This window comes from Xanthomonas sp. WHRI 7065, from assembly GCF_040203115.2.
GTDB classification, from domain to species: Bacteria; Pseudomonadota; Gammaproteobacteria; order Xanthomonadales; family Xanthomonadaceae; genus Xanthomonas; species Xanthomonas arboricola.
In genome coordinates, this window is the sequence record NZ_CP168194.1 from 4,476,644 (window position 1) to 4,494,038 (window position 17,395).

General features: G+C 60.8%; 11 protein-coding genes, 2 tRNA genes and 3 rRNA genes. 2 read left to right on the top strand and 14 right to left on the bottom strand.

Annotation, left to right across the window (positions count from 1 at the left end; translation table 11 throughout):
- Nucleotide 1 precedes the first annotated feature (1 nt).
- Genes ABQY64_RS18645 through ABQY64_RS18655 form a run of 3 tightly spaced genes read right to left on the bottom strand, consistent with a single transcriptional unit; the run spans nucleotide 2 to nucleotide 2,504 of the window.
- A complete protein-coding gene (locus ABQY64_RS18645) occupies nucleotides 2-1,165 on the bottom strand; it encodes a heme A synthase (protein ID WP_039816000.1) in 1,164 nt (387 codons plus the stop codon).
- A gap of 10 nt (nucleotides 1,166-1,175) precedes the next feature.
- Nucleotides 1,176-1,751 carry a hypothetical protein gene (locus ABQY64_RS18650; protein ID WP_039524888.1) on the bottom strand — a complete coding sequence of 192 codons (576 nt, stop codon included), beginning with the start codon at nucleotides 1,749-1,751 and terminating at the stop codon, nucleotides 1,176-1,178.
- A gap of 27 nt (nucleotides 1,752-1,778) precedes the next feature.
- Entirely contained in the window at nucleotides 1,779-2,504 is a 726-nt protein-coding gene (locus ABQY64_RS18655) for an SURF1 family protein (RefSeq protein ID WP_349780730.1), read from the bottom strand.
- A gap of 60 nt (nucleotides 2,505-2,564) precedes the next feature.
- On the opposite strand from ABQY64_RS18655, the gene ABQY64_RS18660 reads away from it, so the two are divergent.
- Entirely contained in the window at nucleotides 2,565-2,783 is a 219-nt protein-coding gene (locus ABQY64_RS18660) for a twin transmembrane helix small protein (protein WP_006449736.1), read from the top strand.
- Nucleotides 2,784-2,879: 96 nt separating this feature from the next.
- Here the strand turns inward: ABQY64_RS18660 and ABQY64_RS18665 are convergent, their stop codons facing one another.
- Genes ABQY64_RS18665 through ABQY64_RS18690 form a run of 6 tightly spaced genes read right to left on the bottom strand, consistent with a single transcriptional unit; the run spans nucleotide 2,880 to nucleotide 7,626 of the window.
- Nucleotides 2,880-3,755 (bottom strand): cytochrome c oxidase subunit 3, encoded by an 876-nt coding sequence (locus ABQY64_RS18665; RefSeq protein ID WP_104594921.1) that lies wholly within the window; start codon nucleotides 3,753-3,755, stop codon nucleotides 2,880-2,882.
- A gap of 39 nt (nucleotides 3,756-3,794) precedes the next feature.
- Nucleotides 3,795-4,391, bottom strand: coding sequence for a cytochrome c oxidase assembly protein (locus ABQY64_RS18670; protein WP_349780729.1), 597 nt, complete (start codon nucleotides 4,389-4,391; stop codon nucleotides 3,795-3,797).
- Nucleotides 4,388-4,558, bottom strand: a complete 171-nt coding sequence (locus tag ABQY64_RS18675; protein WP_024938846.1) for a hypothetical protein — start codon at nucleotides 4,556-4,558, stop codon at nucleotides 4,388-4,390. Before ABQY64_RS18675 ends, ABQY64_RS18670 begins: the two co-directional genes overlap by 4 nt.
- Nucleotides 4,539-6,143: a cytochrome c oxidase subunit I gene (ctaD, locus tag ABQY64_RS18680; RefSeq protein WP_016902803.1), complete on the bottom strand. Its 1,605-nt coding sequence runs from the start codon at nucleotides 6,141-6,143 to the stop codon at nucleotides 4,539-4,541. Before ctaD ends, ABQY64_RS18675 begins: the two co-directional genes overlap by 20 nt.
- A 39-nt stretch (nucleotides 6,144-6,182) precedes the next feature.
- Nucleotides 6,183-7,133, bottom strand: a complete 951-nt coding sequence (coxB, locus tag ABQY64_RS18685) for a cytochrome c oxidase subunit II (RefSeq protein WP_047127510.1) — start codon at nucleotides 7,131-7,133, stop codon at nucleotides 6,183-6,185.
- A 16-nt stretch (nucleotides 7,134-7,149) separates the two neighbouring features.
- Nucleotides 7,150-7,626, bottom strand: a complete 477-nt coding sequence (locus tag ABQY64_RS18690; protein ID WP_016902801.1) for a DUF2244 domain-containing protein — start codon at nucleotides 7,624-7,626, stop codon at nucleotides 7,150-7,152.
- A gap of 290 nt (nucleotides 7,627-7,916) precedes the next feature.
- Here ABQY64_RS18690 and putA point away from each other — a divergent pair, with 290 nt between their 5' ends.
- On the top strand, nucleotides 7,917-11,117 hold the full coding sequence (putA, locus tag ABQY64_RS18695; protein ID WP_349780728.1) for a bifunctional proline dehydrogenase/L-glutamate gamma-semialdehyde dehydrogenase PutA: 3,201 nt from the start codon (nucleotides 7,917-7,919) through the stop codon (nucleotides 11,115-11,117).
- Between the two features lie 447 nt (nucleotides 11,118-11,564).
- Here putA and rrf read toward each other — a convergent pair.
- The 5 genes from rrf to ABQY64_RS18720 all read right to left on the bottom strand — a co-directional run bounded on the left by rrf (nucleotide 11,565) and on the right by ABQY64_RS18720 (nucleotide 16,710).
- Nucleotides 11,565-11,679: ribosomal RNA gene (rrf, locus tag ABQY64_RS18700) — 5S ribosomal RNA — on the bottom strand.
- Between the two features lie 112 nt (nucleotides 11,680-11,791).
- Nucleotides 11,792-14,672 (bottom strand): 23S ribosomal RNA (locus ABQY64_RS18705).
- Between the two features lie 227 nt (nucleotides 14,673-14,899).
- A tRNA-Ile gene (locus tag ABQY64_RS18710) sits at nucleotides 14,900-14,976 on the bottom strand.
- 19 nt (nucleotides 14,977-14,995) lie between these two features.
- Nucleotides 14,996-15,071, bottom strand: a tRNA-Ala gene (locus ABQY64_RS18715).
- A gap of 92 nt (nucleotides 15,072-15,163) precedes the next feature.
- A 16S ribosomal RNA gene (locus ABQY64_RS18720) occupies nucleotides 15,164-16,710 on the bottom strand.
- The 16S, 23S and 5S rRNA genes sit together here with 2 tRNA genes alongside, the layout of an rRNA operon.
- Nucleotides 16,711-17,395: the final 685 nt, after the last annotated feature.

The window sequence follows — 17,395 nt, forward strand, 5'->3', positions numbered from 1 at the left end:
CTCACTCCGGCGCGCGCAGCCGCGCCAGCAGCGAGACCAGCACGAACAACAATGCGACCGCGCCGCCGTTATGCAGCACCGACACTTCCAGCGGCAACGCCAACTTGACGTTGAGCATGCCCAGCGTCACCTGCACCGCCACCAGCACCGCCAGCGCACCGGCCCACACCCGCATGCCCGGCGAACGCGACAGGCGCCAGGCCAGCCACCACAGGTACAGCGCCGTCGCAATTGCCCACAACCGGTGCGCCATCTGGATGGCGATACGCGCTGCGCCATCGAGCACACCGCCTTCGTAATCCACCCCGATCCCGCGCCACAGCGTGAAGCCTTCGCGGAAGTCATGCGGCGGCCACCACTGGCTGACGCAGCGCGGGAAATTGTCGGCCGACCAGCTACCGCCGCCGCAGGCCAGCGCCGCGTAATTGGCACTGACCCAGCCGCCGAGGGCGATCTGCAGGCCCAGCACCGCCACACCCGCACGCAGCAGCCACTTGAGCCGCGAGGCATCGGCCAGCGTGATCGGCAGGTGGGTCGCGCGCCAGGCCATCCATACCAGCAGCGAGAACATCAGCATGCCGCCGAGCAGATGGCCCATCACCACGATGGGTTTGAGCAGCAGCGTCACCGTCCACATGCCCAGCAGCGCCTGGAAGATCACCACTGCCAGCGTCAGCACCGCCGCACGCGCCAGGTCGATATTGCTCCAGCGCAGCGCCGCCAGCAGCAGGATGGCCTCGCCGGCAATCGCCACGCCGAACGCCAGCGTGTGCCAGCCGGACATGTACAGCGGAATCGACAAGGCCACCAGCACCGCAGCAGAAACCACCTGGGCGATGCCCATGCGGCGGCGGCGCACCGCCAGCAACGACAGCACCAGCACCTCCACCCCGAGCGCGCCGGCCAGGAAGCGGTGCACCTGCTCGCGCCAGGCCTTGTGCGATTCCAGCGGCCGTATCTTGCTGGCCACATGCGTATTGGCTTCGTCGCTGGTCTGCGGCCAGGTGACGCGGCCGTAGCAGGTCGGCCAGTCCGGGCAGCTCATGCCGGCATCGGACAGGCGCACGAACGACCCGAACAGGATCGTGCTCGCAGTGAACAACGCAGCCAGCCAGGCCATGCGATGGAAGTGGCGGAACAATGCCGGTGGCGCAAACAGATTCATCGAAACGGGCTCACATCAGTTTCAGCAGCTTGACCAGATCGGCACGCAGGCCGGCCGGGTCGAACCCCGGGGCGTACCGCAGGATCACGAAGCCATTCGGGTCGATTACATACACCGGCACGCCGGCGGCATCGTTGGCACGCGGCAGGCCCTGCCGCAGCCGCGCGTCGTCGCGCAGCACACGCAGGGCCGACATCGGCGGCAGACCGGCCGGTGGGGCGCCGATCCACAACACCTCCACCTTGTCGGCGCGATGGCCGAGCAGCTGCCATACCTTGTCCAGTTCGGCCGCCAACATCACGCACTGCTGCGTGCAGCCGGCAGGCGGTGCGAGCGCGATCCGCCATACACGTTCGGCAGGCGTCCAGGCATACAGCTGCCCGTCCGCGCGCACCGGCACCAACCCGCGCAGGTCGGCGGGCGGCTTGAGCAGTTCGCCGTGATTGCGCATCGATGCCGGCTGCCATCCGGAGAAGCGCAGCACACCGGCCAGCAACATCGAGCCGAAGAACAGCACCGCCAGGGCAATCAGCATCCTGCGGCCGCGTTTGACCGAATGCGGCGTGGCCGATGTGGAGGAGGTCATGCCGGCGATTTTCTCATGCCGCAGGCGTCAGTGCCCGCGTCGACGGCGGCGGCGCGCACGCCAGCTCAGCAGCGTCGCGGTGACCAGCACGGCCGCGGCCAGACCGAACCATTGCACCGCATAACCCAAGTGCCGCGCGGGTGGCAGCGTATTCGGCAGCATCTCCAGGTCGCGTGCATACCCGACCGGTAGGGCTGGATCCAGGCGCAGGACCTGCGACGAAATGTCGCGCCTGCCCAGCGCGCTGCGCAGGGCGCTGGTATCCAGACGCGTGGCCAGCCAGGTCTGCGGCGCATTGGCAGCAGCCAACGCCGGCCCCATTGCGAGTCCGGCCGAGGGCGGCGCACTCAGCAACCCCTGCACTGCCTGGCTCCCCTGCAGTGGCGCGATTGTCGGCAGCTGCCGGTCGGCCGGCAACGGCAGCCAGCCCAAATCGACCAGCAGCATGACCGGGCTGCCCTGCGGCGCGGCAAGTTGATAGATCCGCACACCGGCACGCCCGGCATGCAGCTGGTTGTCCAGCAGCACCTGCTGCGGCAGGAACCGCACCTCTCCGCTCACCCAGGCCAGCGCATGCGGCGTGGCCAGGGCCTGCACCAGGGTCAACGGCGTCTGCCGCACATGCGCCGCGCGTTCCAGCAACGCCTGTTTGTCGTGCATGCGCTGCAGCTGCCACTGCCCCAGCGCCGCAAACCCCGCACTGACCAGCACGGCCAGACACCATCCCAACACCGCCGTGTGCTTGCGCATCATGACAAGCGACGCAAAAAGGCGTGCAATGCCGTTACCACGCCGACGACCACCGGGGCTGTTGTGAACGATTCGCTCAAGACGTTGCTGATTGTCGCCTTCCTGATCGTGATCCTGTGGAACCTGGGTGCGGGCCTGTACTACCTGCTCACCGACCGTGGCGAAACCAAGCGCACCGTCAACGCACTGACCTGGCGCATCGGTCTATCGGTCGCACTGATCGCCGTTGTGATCCTCGGCATCTACACCGGCTGGATCAAGCCGCATGGGCTTGGCCGCTGACGCGGCCGGGAATGGGGAATCGGGAGTAGGGAATCGTAAGAGCAAAAGCAGGCTCGCTCTGGCGATTCCCGATTCCCGATTCCCGATTCCCGATTCTCAAAGTACATACACGAACAGGAACAACGCCAGCCACACCACGTCGACGAAGTGCCAGTACCAGGCCGCCGCTTCGAAGGCGAAGTGGTTGTCGCGGGTGAAGTGCCCGCGCGCCACCCGCAGCCACATCACCGCCAGCATGATCGTGCCCAGCAGCACGTGCATGCCGTGGAAGCCGGTGAGCATGAAGAAGGTCGAGCCGTAGATGCCCGATCCCAGCGTCAGATTGAGCTCGGTGTAGGCGTGGATGTATTCCTCGGCCTGCAGGAACAGGAACACGCAACCCAGCAGCACGGTCAGGCCCAGCCACAGCAATAGCGCCCCACGACGGCCGCCCTTGAGCGCGTGGTGCGCAATGGTCAAGGTCACGCCGGAGCTGAGCAGGATCAGCGTATTGATCAGCGGCAGGCCCCAGGCCGGGATGGTCTGGAACTGCCCACCGATCGTGCCGGGACCATTGGTCGGCCATGCAGCGGAATAGCCGTTCCACAGCAGTTCGTTGGTCATCACGCCATCGCCTTCGCCGCCCAGCCAGGGCAGCGTCAGCACACGCGTGTAGAACAACGCGCCGAAGAAGGCGCAGAAGAACATCACCTCGGAAAAGATGAACCACACCATCCCCATGCGGAAGGAGCCGTCCACCTGGCGGTTGTAGTGCCCGGCGTTGGATTCGCGGATGACATCGCCAAACCACCTGAACAAGGTCGCCAGCAACATCGCCATGCCGACAAAGAACGTCCAGCGCCCCCATGCCGCATCGTTGAGCCAGCTGGCCACGCCGATCATCATCACGAACATCGCAATCGACCCGACAAAGGGCCACTTGCTCTGGCTCGGGACGAAATACGCATCGGCGTTGGGACTATGGTCGGCCATGGCGTTGCTTCCGTGTCGGTGCTGCGTGTGGATGAAGGATCAAGGCGCCGCGCGCGGTGCGCTGGATGCGCCACCGCCCTGCAACTCCGAGGTCAGGGTGTCATTGCGATAGAACGTGTAGGACAGGGTGATCGTGGTGACTTCCGGCGGCAGTGCCGGGTCGACGATGAAACGCAACGGCATGTCGCGCGTTTCGCCGGCCTGCAAGGTCTGCGCGGTAAAACAGAAACATTCGGTCTTGTTGAAGTATCCGGATGCACGCGCCGGTGCGACCGATGGCACCGCACTGCCGACCACTGCCCGCGCACTGTCGTTGCGTGCGAAGTACAGCGCCTCATTGAGTTCGCCCGGCACCACATCCATCGTCATCTGCTCGGGATGGAAGGTCCACGGCAGTTTGGAATTGACCCCGGCATCGAACTCCACCCGCACCGTGCGTTTGCCAGCCCCTGCACTCGCAGCAGCATTACCACGGGTGCTGCCCGGTGCGCGCTCCATGCGGATGCCGAAGACTTTTTCGCACGCGATGCGATATAGCGGCACCAGCGAAAAGGTCAGCACGAACACGCCCAACACCACGCTCAGCAGCTTGAACAGGCCGGCCGTCGGTGCAGGTGCGGGCGCCCGCGCGTTCACCGCCCGATGACTCCCGACGCAATGAAACCCGCATAGATCAGCAGCGCGATGATGCCGACGGTGATCGCCGTGCGGCGCACCGCACGACGCTGTTGCGCCTGCCGTTCGGCAGCGGAGAGCAGACGTGCCACAGCCGGCGGCGCGGACTCAGTGACCGATGTCTTCATGCGCAAGATCTCCAGGCTTGATCACCGGCGGCACGGTGAAGGTATGCGCCGGTGCCGGCGACGGCACCGTCCACTCCAGTCCCTTGGCGCCTTCCCAGGCACGTGCATCGGCCTTGGCGCCACTGCGCAGCGAGGCGAGCAGGATGCCGGCCATCAGGAACGGCGTGGCGAACATGCCGAACGCGCCGATCGAGCTGATCAGGTTCCAGTCGGCAAACACCACGTTGTAATCGGGGATCCGCCGCGGCATGCCGGCCAGGCCAAGAAAATGCTGCGGGAAGAACAGCAGATTGACGAACACCATCGTCCACCAGAAATGGAACTTGGCCCAGGTCTCGTTGTACATCCGCCCGGTCCACTTCGGCCACCAGTAGTACACCGCCGCAATCAGCGCGAAGACCGCACCGGTAACCAGCACATAATGGAAATGCGCGACCACAAAATAGGTGTCGTGGTACTGGAAATCCGCCGGCACGATCGCCAGCATCAGGCCCGAAAATCCACCGATGCTGAAAAGAATCACGAACGCCACCGCCCACAGCATCGGCGATTCGAACGTCAGCGAGCCCTTCCACATCGTGCTGACCCAGTTGAACACCTTTACCCCGGTCGGGATGGAGATCAGCATCGTGGCAAACATGAAGTAGATTTCGCCGCCGAGCGGCATGCCCACGGTGAACATGTGGTGGGCCCACACGATGAAGCTCAGGAACGCGATCGCCGCGATCGCATAGACCATCGCCTGATAGCCAAACAGCGGCTTGCGGCTGAAGGTCGGGATGATCTCGCTGACCACGCCGAACGCCGGCAGGATCATGATGTAGACCTCCGGATGCCCGAAGAACCAGAAGATGTGCTGGTACATCACCGGGTCGCCGCCGCCGGCCGCATTGAAGAAGCTGGTACCGAAGAACTTGTCGGTCAGCAGCATGGTCACCGCGCCGGCCAGCACCGGCATCACCGCGATCAGCAGGAAGGCGGTGATCAGCCAGGCCCAGCAGAAGATCGGCATCTTCAGCAGGTCGATGCCCGGCGCGCGCATGTTGAGCACGGTGGCGATGATGTTGATCGCGCCCATGATCGAACTGACGCCGGCCACATGGATCGCGAACACGCTGAAGGCCACGTTGTAGCCGCCCTGCAGCGACAGCGGCGGGTACAGCGTCCAGCCGCCGGCCGGCGCACCGCCGGGCAGGAACAGCGTCAGCAGCAGCAAGGTAAATGCCACCGGCAGCAACCAGAACGACCAGTTGTTCATGCGCGGCAACGCCATGTCCGGCGCGCCGATCTGCAGCGGAATCATCCAGTTGGCCAGGCCGACGAAGGCCGGCATCACCCCGCCGAAGATCATCACCAGGGCATGCACGGTGGTCATCTGGTTGAAGAATTCCGGCTTGACGAACTGCAGCCCGGGCTGCATCAGTTCAGCGCGGATCACCACGCTCATCGCCGCGCCGATGATGAACATCACGAAGGAAAACAGCAGATACAGCGTGCCGATGTCCTTGTGATTGGTCGAGAAAAACCAGCGCTCGACGAAACCGGGCTGGTGGTGTCCGTGGTGATCGACTGCGGTATGCGCCATGACGGAACGACCTCTACGAAGCGGTGCGGTTGCGGGCGATTAAAGAGCGGCGGTCGGTGCGGCGGCCGGAGCAGGCGCCGCGGCTGGAGCGGCCTCGCCGGCAGGCGGTGTTGCAGGTGTGGGCGCCGGCGCCGGGGTGCCTGCCGGTACGGCAGGCGCTGCGCTGGCACTGCGACGCGATGCCAGCCAGCGCTGGAATTCGGCCTTGGGCAGCGCTTCCACCACGATCGGCATGAAGCCATGATCCTTGCCGCACAACTCGGCGCACTGCCCGCGATACACGCCCGGCTGCTCGATATTGGTCCATGCCTCGTTGACGATGCCGGGGATCGCGTCCTGCTTCCAGCCAAGGGCCGGCACCCACCACGCATGGATCACGTCGTCGGCGGTGATCACGAAACGGATCTTGGTGTTGACCGGCAGCACCAGGCGGTTGTCCACGTCCAGCAGATAATGCGGTTGCGATGCAGCGGTCGGACGCTCGCCACTCTGGCGGATGCGGTCGGATTCGCGCGCCAGCCGGCTGGTGAACTCCACGCCCTGGCCCAGATACTCGTATTTCCACATCCACTGGTAGCCGGTGACCTTGACGGTCATTTCCGACTCGCGGGTGTCGTACATCGCAATCAGTTTGGCCGTCGCCGGCCAGGCCATCGCAATCAGCACCAGCACCGGGATCACCGTCCACAGCACCTCGGCCGTGGTGTTGTGGCTGAATTGCGCGGCCACCGCCCCCTTGGACTTGCGGAACTTGAAGATCGCATAGCCCATCGCACCGAACACCAGCGCGCCGATCACCACGCAGACCCACAGCGCCACCATGTGCGCCTCGTAGGCCATGCGCGCGGTTTGGGTGACCCCGCGGCCCATGTTGAGCTGCCATTCCTTCGGGTCGGCCGATTGCGCCCAGGCGACTGAAGCGCTCGACAGCGCCAGCATCGCCAAAGCCAATTTCGAATACGTCGCCTTCCAGCTGCTGCGTTGCGTCATTGCCTAGACCCTTACGTCATCGGTGACGGCCATTGGCGGCCGCGAGCAAGCGTTTCAGCGTAGTTGCCAGTTCCACACGTTCGGCCGGCCCGAGAAAACTTCCGATCTCGATCTGCTTGCCGCTGCTGACCAGCACCACCCTGTCGTCGCGTTCCATGCATAACCGCACCCAATGCGGATGTGCCTGAAACGCTGGTGGCGCATGCCCGGATGGAAACACCTCGACAACGGTCTCCCCTACCCGGATCGCTTCTTCGCGCTCGCCACTTCGCCACAATTGCCGTAGCGCCAGCGCCACCACACCACTGTGCAACAGGGCGAACACCGGCGCGAATGCATTGCCGGTCCACCACCCCAGGCCCGCAAATACCCACATCGTTCCCGCCAAGACTGCGAACAGCTGCACAAACTGCCTGGCCGACAATGCCCGCGGAGGCCGCAACCGCAACTGCGTCCCGACCCCTTCGGACATCAACGGCAGTACTTCGATCATTGGCAACACGCAGCGCACTGCGGGAATGGCCCGATGGTAGACCCGCACGAACGCATGCGGCAAGCGTTTCCGGCAATCATGCGATTGCTGCAGTGCAGCTAAAAACACGCGTAAATCAACCACTTCCCGGTGCATGTGCCGATGCCCGCGGCTGCGGCCGGCAAGGATCGAGTCCGTTTTGGGCCTGCGCCGGCCACGTGCACAAAACGGCGGAAAAGTTGCCGCTTCCACACAAGTGCGCAGGGGCTGCGGCTCTCTAGAATGAGCACGGATTCCCAGGCACCCTTCGCATGAACGCTCAGCTCGACCCGCTTGCCTCTCCCTCAGTTGCGCGCCCGCTGCTGGCGCCCGAGCTGCCTGCCGCACCCGGCGCATTGCGTGCGGCGATCACCGCCGCCTGGCTCAAGGACGAAACCGAGCACGTCCGCGAATTGCTCGACCAGGCGCGTCTGCCCGCCGCCGAACAGGCCAAGGTGCAGGCGGTGGCCGCCGACCTGGTCACCCGCGTCCGCGCACGTGCGCAGGACCAGGGCGCGATCGAAGCCTTCATGCGCCAGTACGACCTGGGCAGCGAAGAAGGCGTGCTGCTGATGTGCGTGGCCGAAGCACTGTTGCGCATTCCCGACCAGGACACCGCAGACAAGCTGATCCGCGACAAGCTCGGCGATGCGGACTGGAAAAAACACGTCGGCGGCAGCGACTCGGTGCTGGTCAACGCATCGACCTGGGGCCTGATGCTCACCGGCAAGCTGGTGCAGCTCAACGACCTCACCCGTGCCGACGTGCCGGGGGCGTTCAAGCGCCTGATCGGCCGCGTCGGCGAGCCAGTGATTCGCCTGGCAGTGCGCCAGGCGATGAAGATCATGGGCCACCAGTTCGTCATGGGCCGCACCATCGGTGAAGCCCTCTCGCGTTCGCGCAAGGGCGACAACGCCGATTACCGCTATTCGTTCGACATGCTCGGCGAAGGCGCATTGACCATGAAGGATGCGCAGCGCTATCTGCAGGCGTACCGCGATGCCATCCATGCCATCGGCCGCAGCGGCAGTTTCGTCGGTACAGATGTCTTTGCAGCGCCCAGCATCTCGATCAAGTTGTCCGCACTGTATCCGCGCTACGAGCATGCCAAGCGCGCACGCGTGATGGCCGAGCTGGTGCCGGGCGTGCTCGAGCTGGCGCAACTGGCCAAGTCCTACGGCATCGGCTACACCGTCGATGCCGAAGAAGCCGACCGTCTGGAACTGTCGCTGGACATCATCGAGGCCACCTTCTCCGACCCGTCGCTGGATGGATGGGAGGGCTATGGCCTGGCGGTGCAGGCGTATCAGAAGCGCACGCCGTACACGATCGATTTTCTCGCCGATCTGGCACGCCGCGTCGGCCGTCGCATTCCGGTGCGTCTGGTCAAGGGCGCGTACTGGGACGCGGAGATCAAGCGCGCACAGATCGAAGGTCACCCCGGCTACCCGGTCTTTACCCGCAAGCAGAATACCGACGTGTCGTATCTGGCCTGCGCGCGCCGCATGTTCGCGCACAGCGATGCGCTGTATCCGATGTTCGCCACGCACAACGCGCAGACAATCGCGGCGGTACGCGCAATCGCAACGACCAAGCATTACGAACACCAGAAACTGCACGGCATGGGCGATGACCTGTATGCCGAAGTGATTCCGGCCGATCGCCTGGGACTGCCCTGTCGCGTGTACGCACCGGTCGGCTCGCACGAGGATCTGCTGCCGTACCTGGTGCGTCGCCTGCTTGAGAACGGCGCCAATTCCAGCTTCGTCAATCGCATCACCGACGAGGACGTCGCCATCGAAGACCTGATCCGCGATCCGGTCGAAGCGGTGTCCTCGTTCGGCTCCATTCCGCATCCCAAGATTCCGCTGCCCACCGATCTGTTGCGCAGCCAGAACCAACACAGGAAAAACTCCATGGGCGCCAATCTCGCCAACGACAACGATCTGCGGCAGCTGGCCGAGCAACTCAATGCCGCCATCAAGCCGTGGAAGGCCACCCCGTTGGTTCCCGGCGCGGTGATCAGCACGCCCGGCGAGGCGGTGCGCAACCCGGCGGACCGACGCGAAACGGTCGGGCACTGGCAGCCGGCCGATCCGGCCATCGTGCAGACCTCGCTGGCAACCGCCGCTGCCGCGCAGCCGGCCTGGAACCGCACGCCTGCGGCCAGCCGCGCCACCATCCTGGAGCATGCCGCCGACCTGCTTGAAGCACGCATGCCCGAATTCATGGCGATCTGCGTCAAGGAGGCCGGCAAGACCCTGCCCGACGCTGTGGCCGAAGTGCGTGAGGCGGTCGACTTCCTGCGTTACTACGCAGGCCAGGCACGCGCCCAGTTCGGCGCACCCGAGCGTCTGCCCGGGCCAACCGGCGAATCCAACGAACTGCAGCTGCATGGCCGCGGTGTCTTCGTCTGCATCAGTCCCTGGAACTTCCCGCTCGCCATCTTCCTCGGCCAGGTCGCTGCCGCATTGGCTGCGGGCAACAGCGTCATCGCCAAGCCTGCAGAGCAAACCAACCTGATCGGCTACGCCGCAGTGAAGCTGCTGCACGAAGCGGGTATCCCCGAAGCGGTCGTGCAGTTCCTGCCGGGCGACGGCGCCACCGTCGGCGCCGCGCTGACCAATGATCCGCGCGTGGCGGGCGTCGCCTTCACCGGCTCCACGGAGACCGCACGCGTCATCAACCGGACCCTGGCCTCCCGCGACGCCGCGATCGGTGTGCTGATTGCCGAAACCGGCGGCCAGAACGCGTTCATCGCCGACTCGTCCTCGTTGCCGGAGGCCGTCGTCAAGGATGCAATCTCCAGCGCCTTCATGTCCGCCGGCCAACGCTGCTCGGCGGCCCGCGTGCTGTTCGTGCAGGACGACATCGCCGACAAGGTGATGACCATGCTGGCCGGCGCGATGGGAGAGCTGAAGATCGGCGATCCTGCGCTGCTGTCCACCGATGTTGGTCCCGTTATTGACGCAGATGCGCTCAAGATCCTCGATGATCATGCGGCGCGCATGGATCGCGAAGCTCGCCTGATCGGCACCACCATCCTGGATCCTGCCACTGCCAACGGCAGCTTTTTCGCCCCACGCGCGTACGAGCTGACCTCACTCGCGCAGCTACAACGCGAAATTTTCGGACCGGTCCTGCATGTCATCCGCTGGAAAGCCGACCAACTCGACGCCGTCATCGATCAGATCAATGCCACCGGTTACGGACTGACCCTGGGCGTGCACTCGCGCATCGACGAGACCATCGATCGCATCACCACGCGTGTTGCGGTCGGTAATGTCTACGTCAACCGCAATCAGATCGGTGCGGTCGTCGGCGTACAACCCTTCGGCGGCCAGGGTCTGTCAGGCACCGGCCCGAAAGCCGGCGGGCCGCATTACCTGCTGCGCTTCGCCACCGAGAAGGTCGTCACCGTCAACACAACAGCCGCAGGTGGCAATGCCTCGCTTCTGACACTGGGCGACTGAGATCCAGTCCCACAACTATGAGGCCATCTCTATTGGCTTGCTGAGGAAAACAAGAACCCCGCATCGCGGGGTTTTTTGTTGTGCCCAGATGTCCGCATAAGGTGCTGTGCCCGTAGATCTGCATTGCGTAGAAGTAAGCGGTAGGTCATTGCTACACAACAGCATCGCTGCGAGTACCTACCTCTCGGCATCGACATGAAAATCAGGGGACAGAGGTAAGAAAGAAGCTCAACCTTGGATGGTGTTAGTGACATAAACCGACGCGTCAGGTGCTGCGTTACATGTCGATGAGCCCCCAGATCACAGCGTGGCAAGGTGCCAAAGGATGCGCCTTGAGTGCCCGAGTGCCGTGGCGCTACCCGACTTCGGCTTTGCCTTCGGCTTTAGCTTAAATTTCGCGCAAAAAGAAACCCTCAGTCCTATTGGACTGAGGGTTTCGGGTAAAGCCCCTGGCGATGACCTACTCTCGCATGGCTTGAGCCACACTACCATCGGCGCAGCTGCGTTTCACTTCCGAGTTCGGGATGGGATCGGGTGGTTCCACAGCGCTAATTTCACCAGGGAGACGGTTGGAGCAGCGCTTGATAGCGCTCGTCTCGCATAGGTAACTTGTGACGTAGCTTGCGTTTGGTGATCTACCAACGTTCGTTGGGACCAAGGCAACTTGAGGTTATATGGTCAAGCCGCACGGATCATTAGTATCAGTTAGCTCAATACATTGCTGTACTTACACACCTGACCTATCAACCACATAGTCTATATGGTTCCTTTAGGGGGCTTGTGCCCCGGGAAGTCTCATCTTGAGGCGCGCTTCCCGCTTAGATGCTTTCAGCGGTTATCGCTTCCGAACATAGCTACCCGGCAATGCCACTGGCGTGACAACCGGAACACCAGAGGTTCGTCCACTCCGGTCCTCTCGTACTAGGAGCAGCCCCTCTCAAACTTCCAACGCCCATGGCAGATAGGGACCGAACTGTCTCACGACGTTCTGAACCCAGCTCGCGTACCACTTTAAATGGCGAACAGCCATACCCTTGGGACCGACTACAGCCCCAGGATGTGATGAGCCGACATCGAGGTGCCAAACACCGCCGTCGATATGAACTCTTGGGCGGTATCAGCCTGTTATCCCCGGAGTACCTTTTATCCGTTGAGCGATGGCCCTTCCATACAGAACCACCGGATCACTAAGACCTACTTTCGTACCTGCTTGATCCGTCGATCTTGCAGTCAAGCACGCTTATGCCTTTGCACACAGTGCGCGATGTCCGACCGCGCTGAGCGTACCTTCGTGCTCCTCCGTTACTCTTTAGGAGGAGACCGCCCCAGTCAAACTACCCACCATACACGGTCCCTGATCCGGATAACGGATCTAGGTTAGAACGTCAAGCACGACAGGGTGGTATTTCAAGGATGGCTCCACTGCAGCTAGCGCCACAGTTTCATAGCCTCCCACCTATCCTACACAGACGAACTCAACGTTCAGTGTAAAGCTATAGTAAAGGTTCACGGGGTCTTTCCGTCTTGCCACGGGAACGCTGCATCTTCACAGCGATTTCAATTTCACTGAGTCTCGGGTGGAGACAGCGCCGCTGTCGTTACGCCATTCGTGCAGGTCGGAACTTACCCGACAAGGAATTTCGCTACCTTAGGACCGTTATAGTTACGGCCGCCGTTTACTGGGGCTTCGATCAAGAGCTTCGCCTTGCGGCTGACCCCATCAATTAACCTTCCAGCACCGGGCAGGCGTCACACCCTATACGTCCACTTTCGTGTTTGCAGAGTGCTGTGTTTTTGATAAACAGTCGCAGCGGCCTGGTTTCTGCGACCCTCTTCAGCTATAGCTCGCATGAGCCACCAAAAAGGGTGCACCTTCTCCCGAAGTTACGGTGCCATGTTGCCTAGTTCCTTCACCCGAGTTCTCTCAAGCGCCTGAGAATTCTCATCCTACCCACCTGTGTCGGTTTACGGTACGGTCTTCGTGAGCTGAAGCTTAGGAGCTTTTCCTGGAAGCGTGGTATCAGTGACTTCGCCATAAAGGCTCGTCTCGGTGCTCGGTCTTAAAGGATCCCGGATTTGCCAAAGATCCAAACCTACCGCCTTTCCCCGGGACAACCAACGCCCGGTACACCTAACCTTCTCCGTCCCTCCATCGCACTCACGCGAGGTGCAGGAATATTAACCTGCTTCCCATCGACTACGGCTTTCGCCCTCGCCTTAGGGACCGACTAACCCTGCGTCGATTAACGTTGCGCAAGGAAACCTTGGGCTTTCGGCGTGCGGGCTTTTCACCCGCATTATCGTTACTCATGTCAGCATTCGCACTTCCGATACCTCCAGCAGACTTCTCAATCCACCTTCGCAGGCTTACGGAACGCTCCTCTACCGCGCATAAAACAAGTTTTATGCACCCCAAGCTTCGGTTCACTGCTTAGCCCCGTTAAATCTTCCGCGCAGACCGACTCGACCAGTGAGCTATTACGCTTTCTTTAAAGGGTGGCTGCTTCTAAGCCAACCTCCTGGCTGTCTATGCCTTTCCACATCGTTTTCCACTTAGCAGTGAATTTGGGACCTTAGCTGTGGGTCTGGGTTGTTTCCCTTTTCACGACGGACGTTAGCACCCGCCGTGTGTCTCCCGGATAGTACGTACTGGTATTCGGAGTTTGCAATGGTTTGGTAAGTCGCGATGACCCCCTAGCCATAACAGTGCTCTACCCCCAGTAGTATTCGTCCGAGGCGCTACCTAAATAGCTTTCGAGGAGAACCAGCTATCTCCGGGTTCGATTAGCTTTTCACTCCTAATCACAGCTCATCCCCGTCTTTTGCAACAGACGTGGGTTCGGGCCTCCAGTACCTGTTACGGCACCTTCACCCTGGCCATGACTAGATCACCCGGTTTCGGGTCTACTGCCCGCGACTATGCGCCCTTATCAGACTCGGTTTCCCTTCGCCTCCCCTATACGGTTAAGCTTGCCACGAACAGTAAGTCGCTGACCCATTATACAAAAGGTACGCAGTCACTCTTGCGAGCTCCTACTGCTTGTACGCACACGGTTTCAGGATCTATTTCACTCCCCTCTCCGGGGTTCTTTTCGCCTTTCCCTCACGGTACTGGTTCACTATCGGTCGGTCAGGAGTATTTAGCCTTGGAGGATGGTCCCCCCATATTCAGACAGGGTTTCACGTGCCCCGCCCTACTCGTCTTCACTGGAGTGGCCCTTTTAAATACAGGGCTATCACCTTCTATGGCCAATCTTTCCAGATTGTTTTTCTAAAGCCATTCCAGCTTAAGGGCTGCTCCCCGTTCGCTCGTCACTACTTAGGGAATCTCGGTTGATTTCTTTTCCTCCGGTTACTTAGATATTTCAGTTCACCGGGTTCGCTTCCAGCAGCTATGAATTCACTGCAGGATACTGCCGAAGCAGTGGGTTTCCCCATTCGGATATTGCCGGATCAAAGCTTGTTGCCAGCTCCCCGACACTTTTCGCAGGCTACCACGTCCTTCATCGCCTCTGACCGCCTAGGCATCCACCGTGTGCGCTTATTCGCTTGACCATATAACCCCAAGTTGCCTCGGAGCTACATGCCGTGTTGTGTGGGGTACAAAGCCACCAACGCGAACATACGACTCAATTATTTAGGGACTCGAGGTCCCCGCCTTAGCCTCAACGACACGTTTAGATAGATATCTCAAACGCTCGCTACGTCACAAGTTATAAAAGAACATGTATCAGCCTCAACGCTGATCCATATAAATTCTTAAGTGTGCACTACATTCAGAGTGGTGGGTCTGGGTAGACTCGAACTACCGACCTCACCCTTATCAGGGGTGCGCTCTAACCACCTGAGCTACAGACCCGAAGTCTTTTCACTCAATATGGTGGAGCCTGTCGGGATCGAACCGACGACCCCCTGCTTGCAAAGCAGGTGCTCTCCCAGCTGAGCTAAGGCCCCAAAAGGGACTTCGCATACCGACCTGTGCCGGTATGAATCTCTGAATGCAGGTAATTTGTGAGGACGCCCGCAAGACGATGACGTCATGCTCAAAAGGAGGTGATCCAGCCGCACCTTCCGATACGGCTACCTTGTTACGACTTCACCCCAGTCATCGGCCACACCGTGGCAAGCGCCCTCCCGAAGGTTAAGCTACCTGCTTCTGGTGCAACAAACTCCCATGGTGTGACGGGCGGTGTGTACAAGGCCCGGGAACGTATTCACCGCAGCAATGCTGATCTGCGATTACTAGCGATTCCGACTTCATGGAGTCGAGTTGCAGACTCCAATCCGGACTGAGATAGGGTTTCTGGGATTGGCTTACCCTCGCGGGTTTGCAGCCCTCTGTCCCTACCATTGTAGTACGTGTGTAGCCCTGGTCGTAAGGGCCATGATGACTTGACGTCATCCCCACCTTCCTCCGGTTTGTCACCGGCGGTCTCCTTAGAGTTCCCACCATTACGTGCTGGCAACTAAGGACAAGGGTTGCGCTCGTTGCGGGACTTAACCCAACATCTCACGACACGAGCTGACGACAGCCATGCAGCACCTGTCTCACGGTTCCCGAAGGCACCAATCCATCTCTGGAAAGTTCCGTGGATGTCAAGACCAGGTAAGGTTCTTCGCGTTGCATCGAATTAAACCACATACTCCACCGCTTGTGCGGGCCCCCGTCAATTCCTTTGAGTTTCAGTCTTGCGACCGTACTCCCCAGGCGGCGAACTTAACGCGTTAGCTTCGATACTGCGTGCCAAATTGCACCCAACATCCAGTTCGCATCGTTTAGGGCGTGGACTACCAGGGTATCTAATCCTGTTTGCTCCCCACGCTTTCGTGCCTCAGTGTCAGTGTTGGTCCAGGTAGCCGCCTTCGCCACGGATGTTCCTCCCGATCTCTACGCATTTCACTGCTACACCGGGAATTCCGCTACCCTCTACCACACTCTAGTGACCCAGTATCCACTGCAATTCCCAGGTTGAGCCCAGGGCTTTCACAACAGACTTAAACCACCACCTACGCACGCTTTACGCCCAGTAATTCCGAGTAACGCTTGCACCCTTCGTATTACCGCGGCTGCTGGCACGAAGTTAGCCGGTGCTTATTCTTTGGGTACCGTCAGAACAATCGGGTATTAACCGACTGCTTTTCTTTCCCAACAAAAGGGCTTTACAACCCGAAGGCCTTCTTCACCCACGCGGCATGGCTGGATCAGGCTTGCGCCCATTGTCCAATATTCCCCACTGCTGCCTCCCGTAGGAGTCTGGACCGTGTCTCAGTTCCAGTGTGGCTGATCATCCTCTCAGACCAGCTACGGATCGTCGCCTTGGTGGGCCTTTACCCCGCCAACTAGCTAATCCGACATCGGCTCATTCAATCGCGCGAAGCCCGAAGGTCCTCCGCTTTCACCCGTAGGTCGTATGCGGTATTAGCGTAAGTTTCCCTACGTTATCCCCCACGAAAGAGTAGATTCCGATGTATTCCTCACCCGTCCGCCACTCGCCACCCATAAGAGCAAGCTCTTACTGTGCTGCCGTTCGACTTGCATGTGTTAGGCCTGCCGCCAGCGTTCACTCTGAGCCAGGATCAAACTCTTCACTTAAAATTACATGCCCGAAGGCAAATTACTTTAGCTGCAGAAGTTCAACCACTGGCAACTTATCGCTTGCAAAGCAATTAATATGTTGCATTTTGATTAAACGTCTGCAAGATGGACAATCATCCTTCCTGCAGGCGTCCGCACAAATTACCTGCGCACACTGTCAAAGAACATTGGGAAGTGGCCTCAGCGCCGTTCCCGTCAGCTTCGTCGTTTCCGTCGAAGCGAGCCGCCCATTATAGCGGACTTTTTCTTGCCGTCAACACCTCATTTCGAGGTGGTTGACGCCGCTTCGTTTCGACCCGAAGGTTTTCTGCGAAGCGAGCCGGCCATATTAGCAGGCTTTTCATCTTCGTCAACCCCTCGTGAAGAGGAAGTTGCCGTCGCCGCACCTCAATCCGCCGTAGCGTCTTTCCGTGTAGCGAGCCGCCCATCATAGCCGGCTTTTTCGTTTCGTCAACACCCTAAATCAGGGGATTTTCGAACCCTTTCCGCTCTGGTTCCGCGTTTGCGGGGCCATTGCGTCTGGGGAGGCGAACTATAGGCCCAACCGGAGAGTTTGGGAAGGGGTTTGTGAAAAAAATTTCACGATTTTTCCCTTCCCCTGCGTTGACACGTCCTGATAGTCCGCTATGGCAAGCCGCTGATCCGACTCATGCATCCGGTGCACCTATATAGATGTCACCGC

Bases quoted from the DNA above. Each gene is read 5' to 3' on its own strand.
- putA (WP_349780728.1), top strand. From the start codon at position 7,917: ATGAACGCTCAGCTCGACCCGCTTGCCTCTCCCTCAGTTGCGCGCCCG.
- ctaD (WP_016902803.1), bottom strand. From the start codon at position 6,143: ATGGCGCATACCGCAGTCGATCACCACGGACACCACCAGCCCGGTTTC.
- ABQY64_RS18645 (WP_039816000.1), bottom strand. From the start codon at position 1,165: ATGAATCTGTTTGCGCCACCGGCATTGTTCCGCCACTTCCATCGCATG.
- ABQY64_RS18650 (WP_039524888.1), bottom strand. From the start codon at position 1,751: ATGACCTCCTCCACATCGGCCACGCCGCATTCGGTCAAACGCGGCCGC.
- ABQY64_RS18655 (WP_349780730.1), bottom strand. From the start codon at position 2,504: ATGATGCGCAAGCACACGGCGGTGTTGGGATGGTGTCTGGCCGTGCTG.
- coxB (WP_047127510.1), bottom strand. From the start codon at position 7,133: ATGACGCAACGCAGCAGCTGGAAGGCGACGTATTCGAAATTGGCTTTG.
- ABQY64_RS18675 (WP_024938846.1), bottom strand. From the start codon at position 4,558: ATGAAGACATCGGTCACTGAGTCCGCGCCGCCGGCTGTGGCACGTCTG.
- ABQY64_RS18690 (WP_016902801.1), bottom strand. From the start codon at position 7,626: ATGATCGAAGTACTGCCGTTGATGTCCGAAGGGGTCGGGACGCAGTTG.
- ABQY64_RS18665 (WP_104594921.1), bottom strand. From the start codon at position 3,755: ATGGCCGACCATAGTCCCAACGCCGATGCGTATTTCGTCCCGAGCCAG.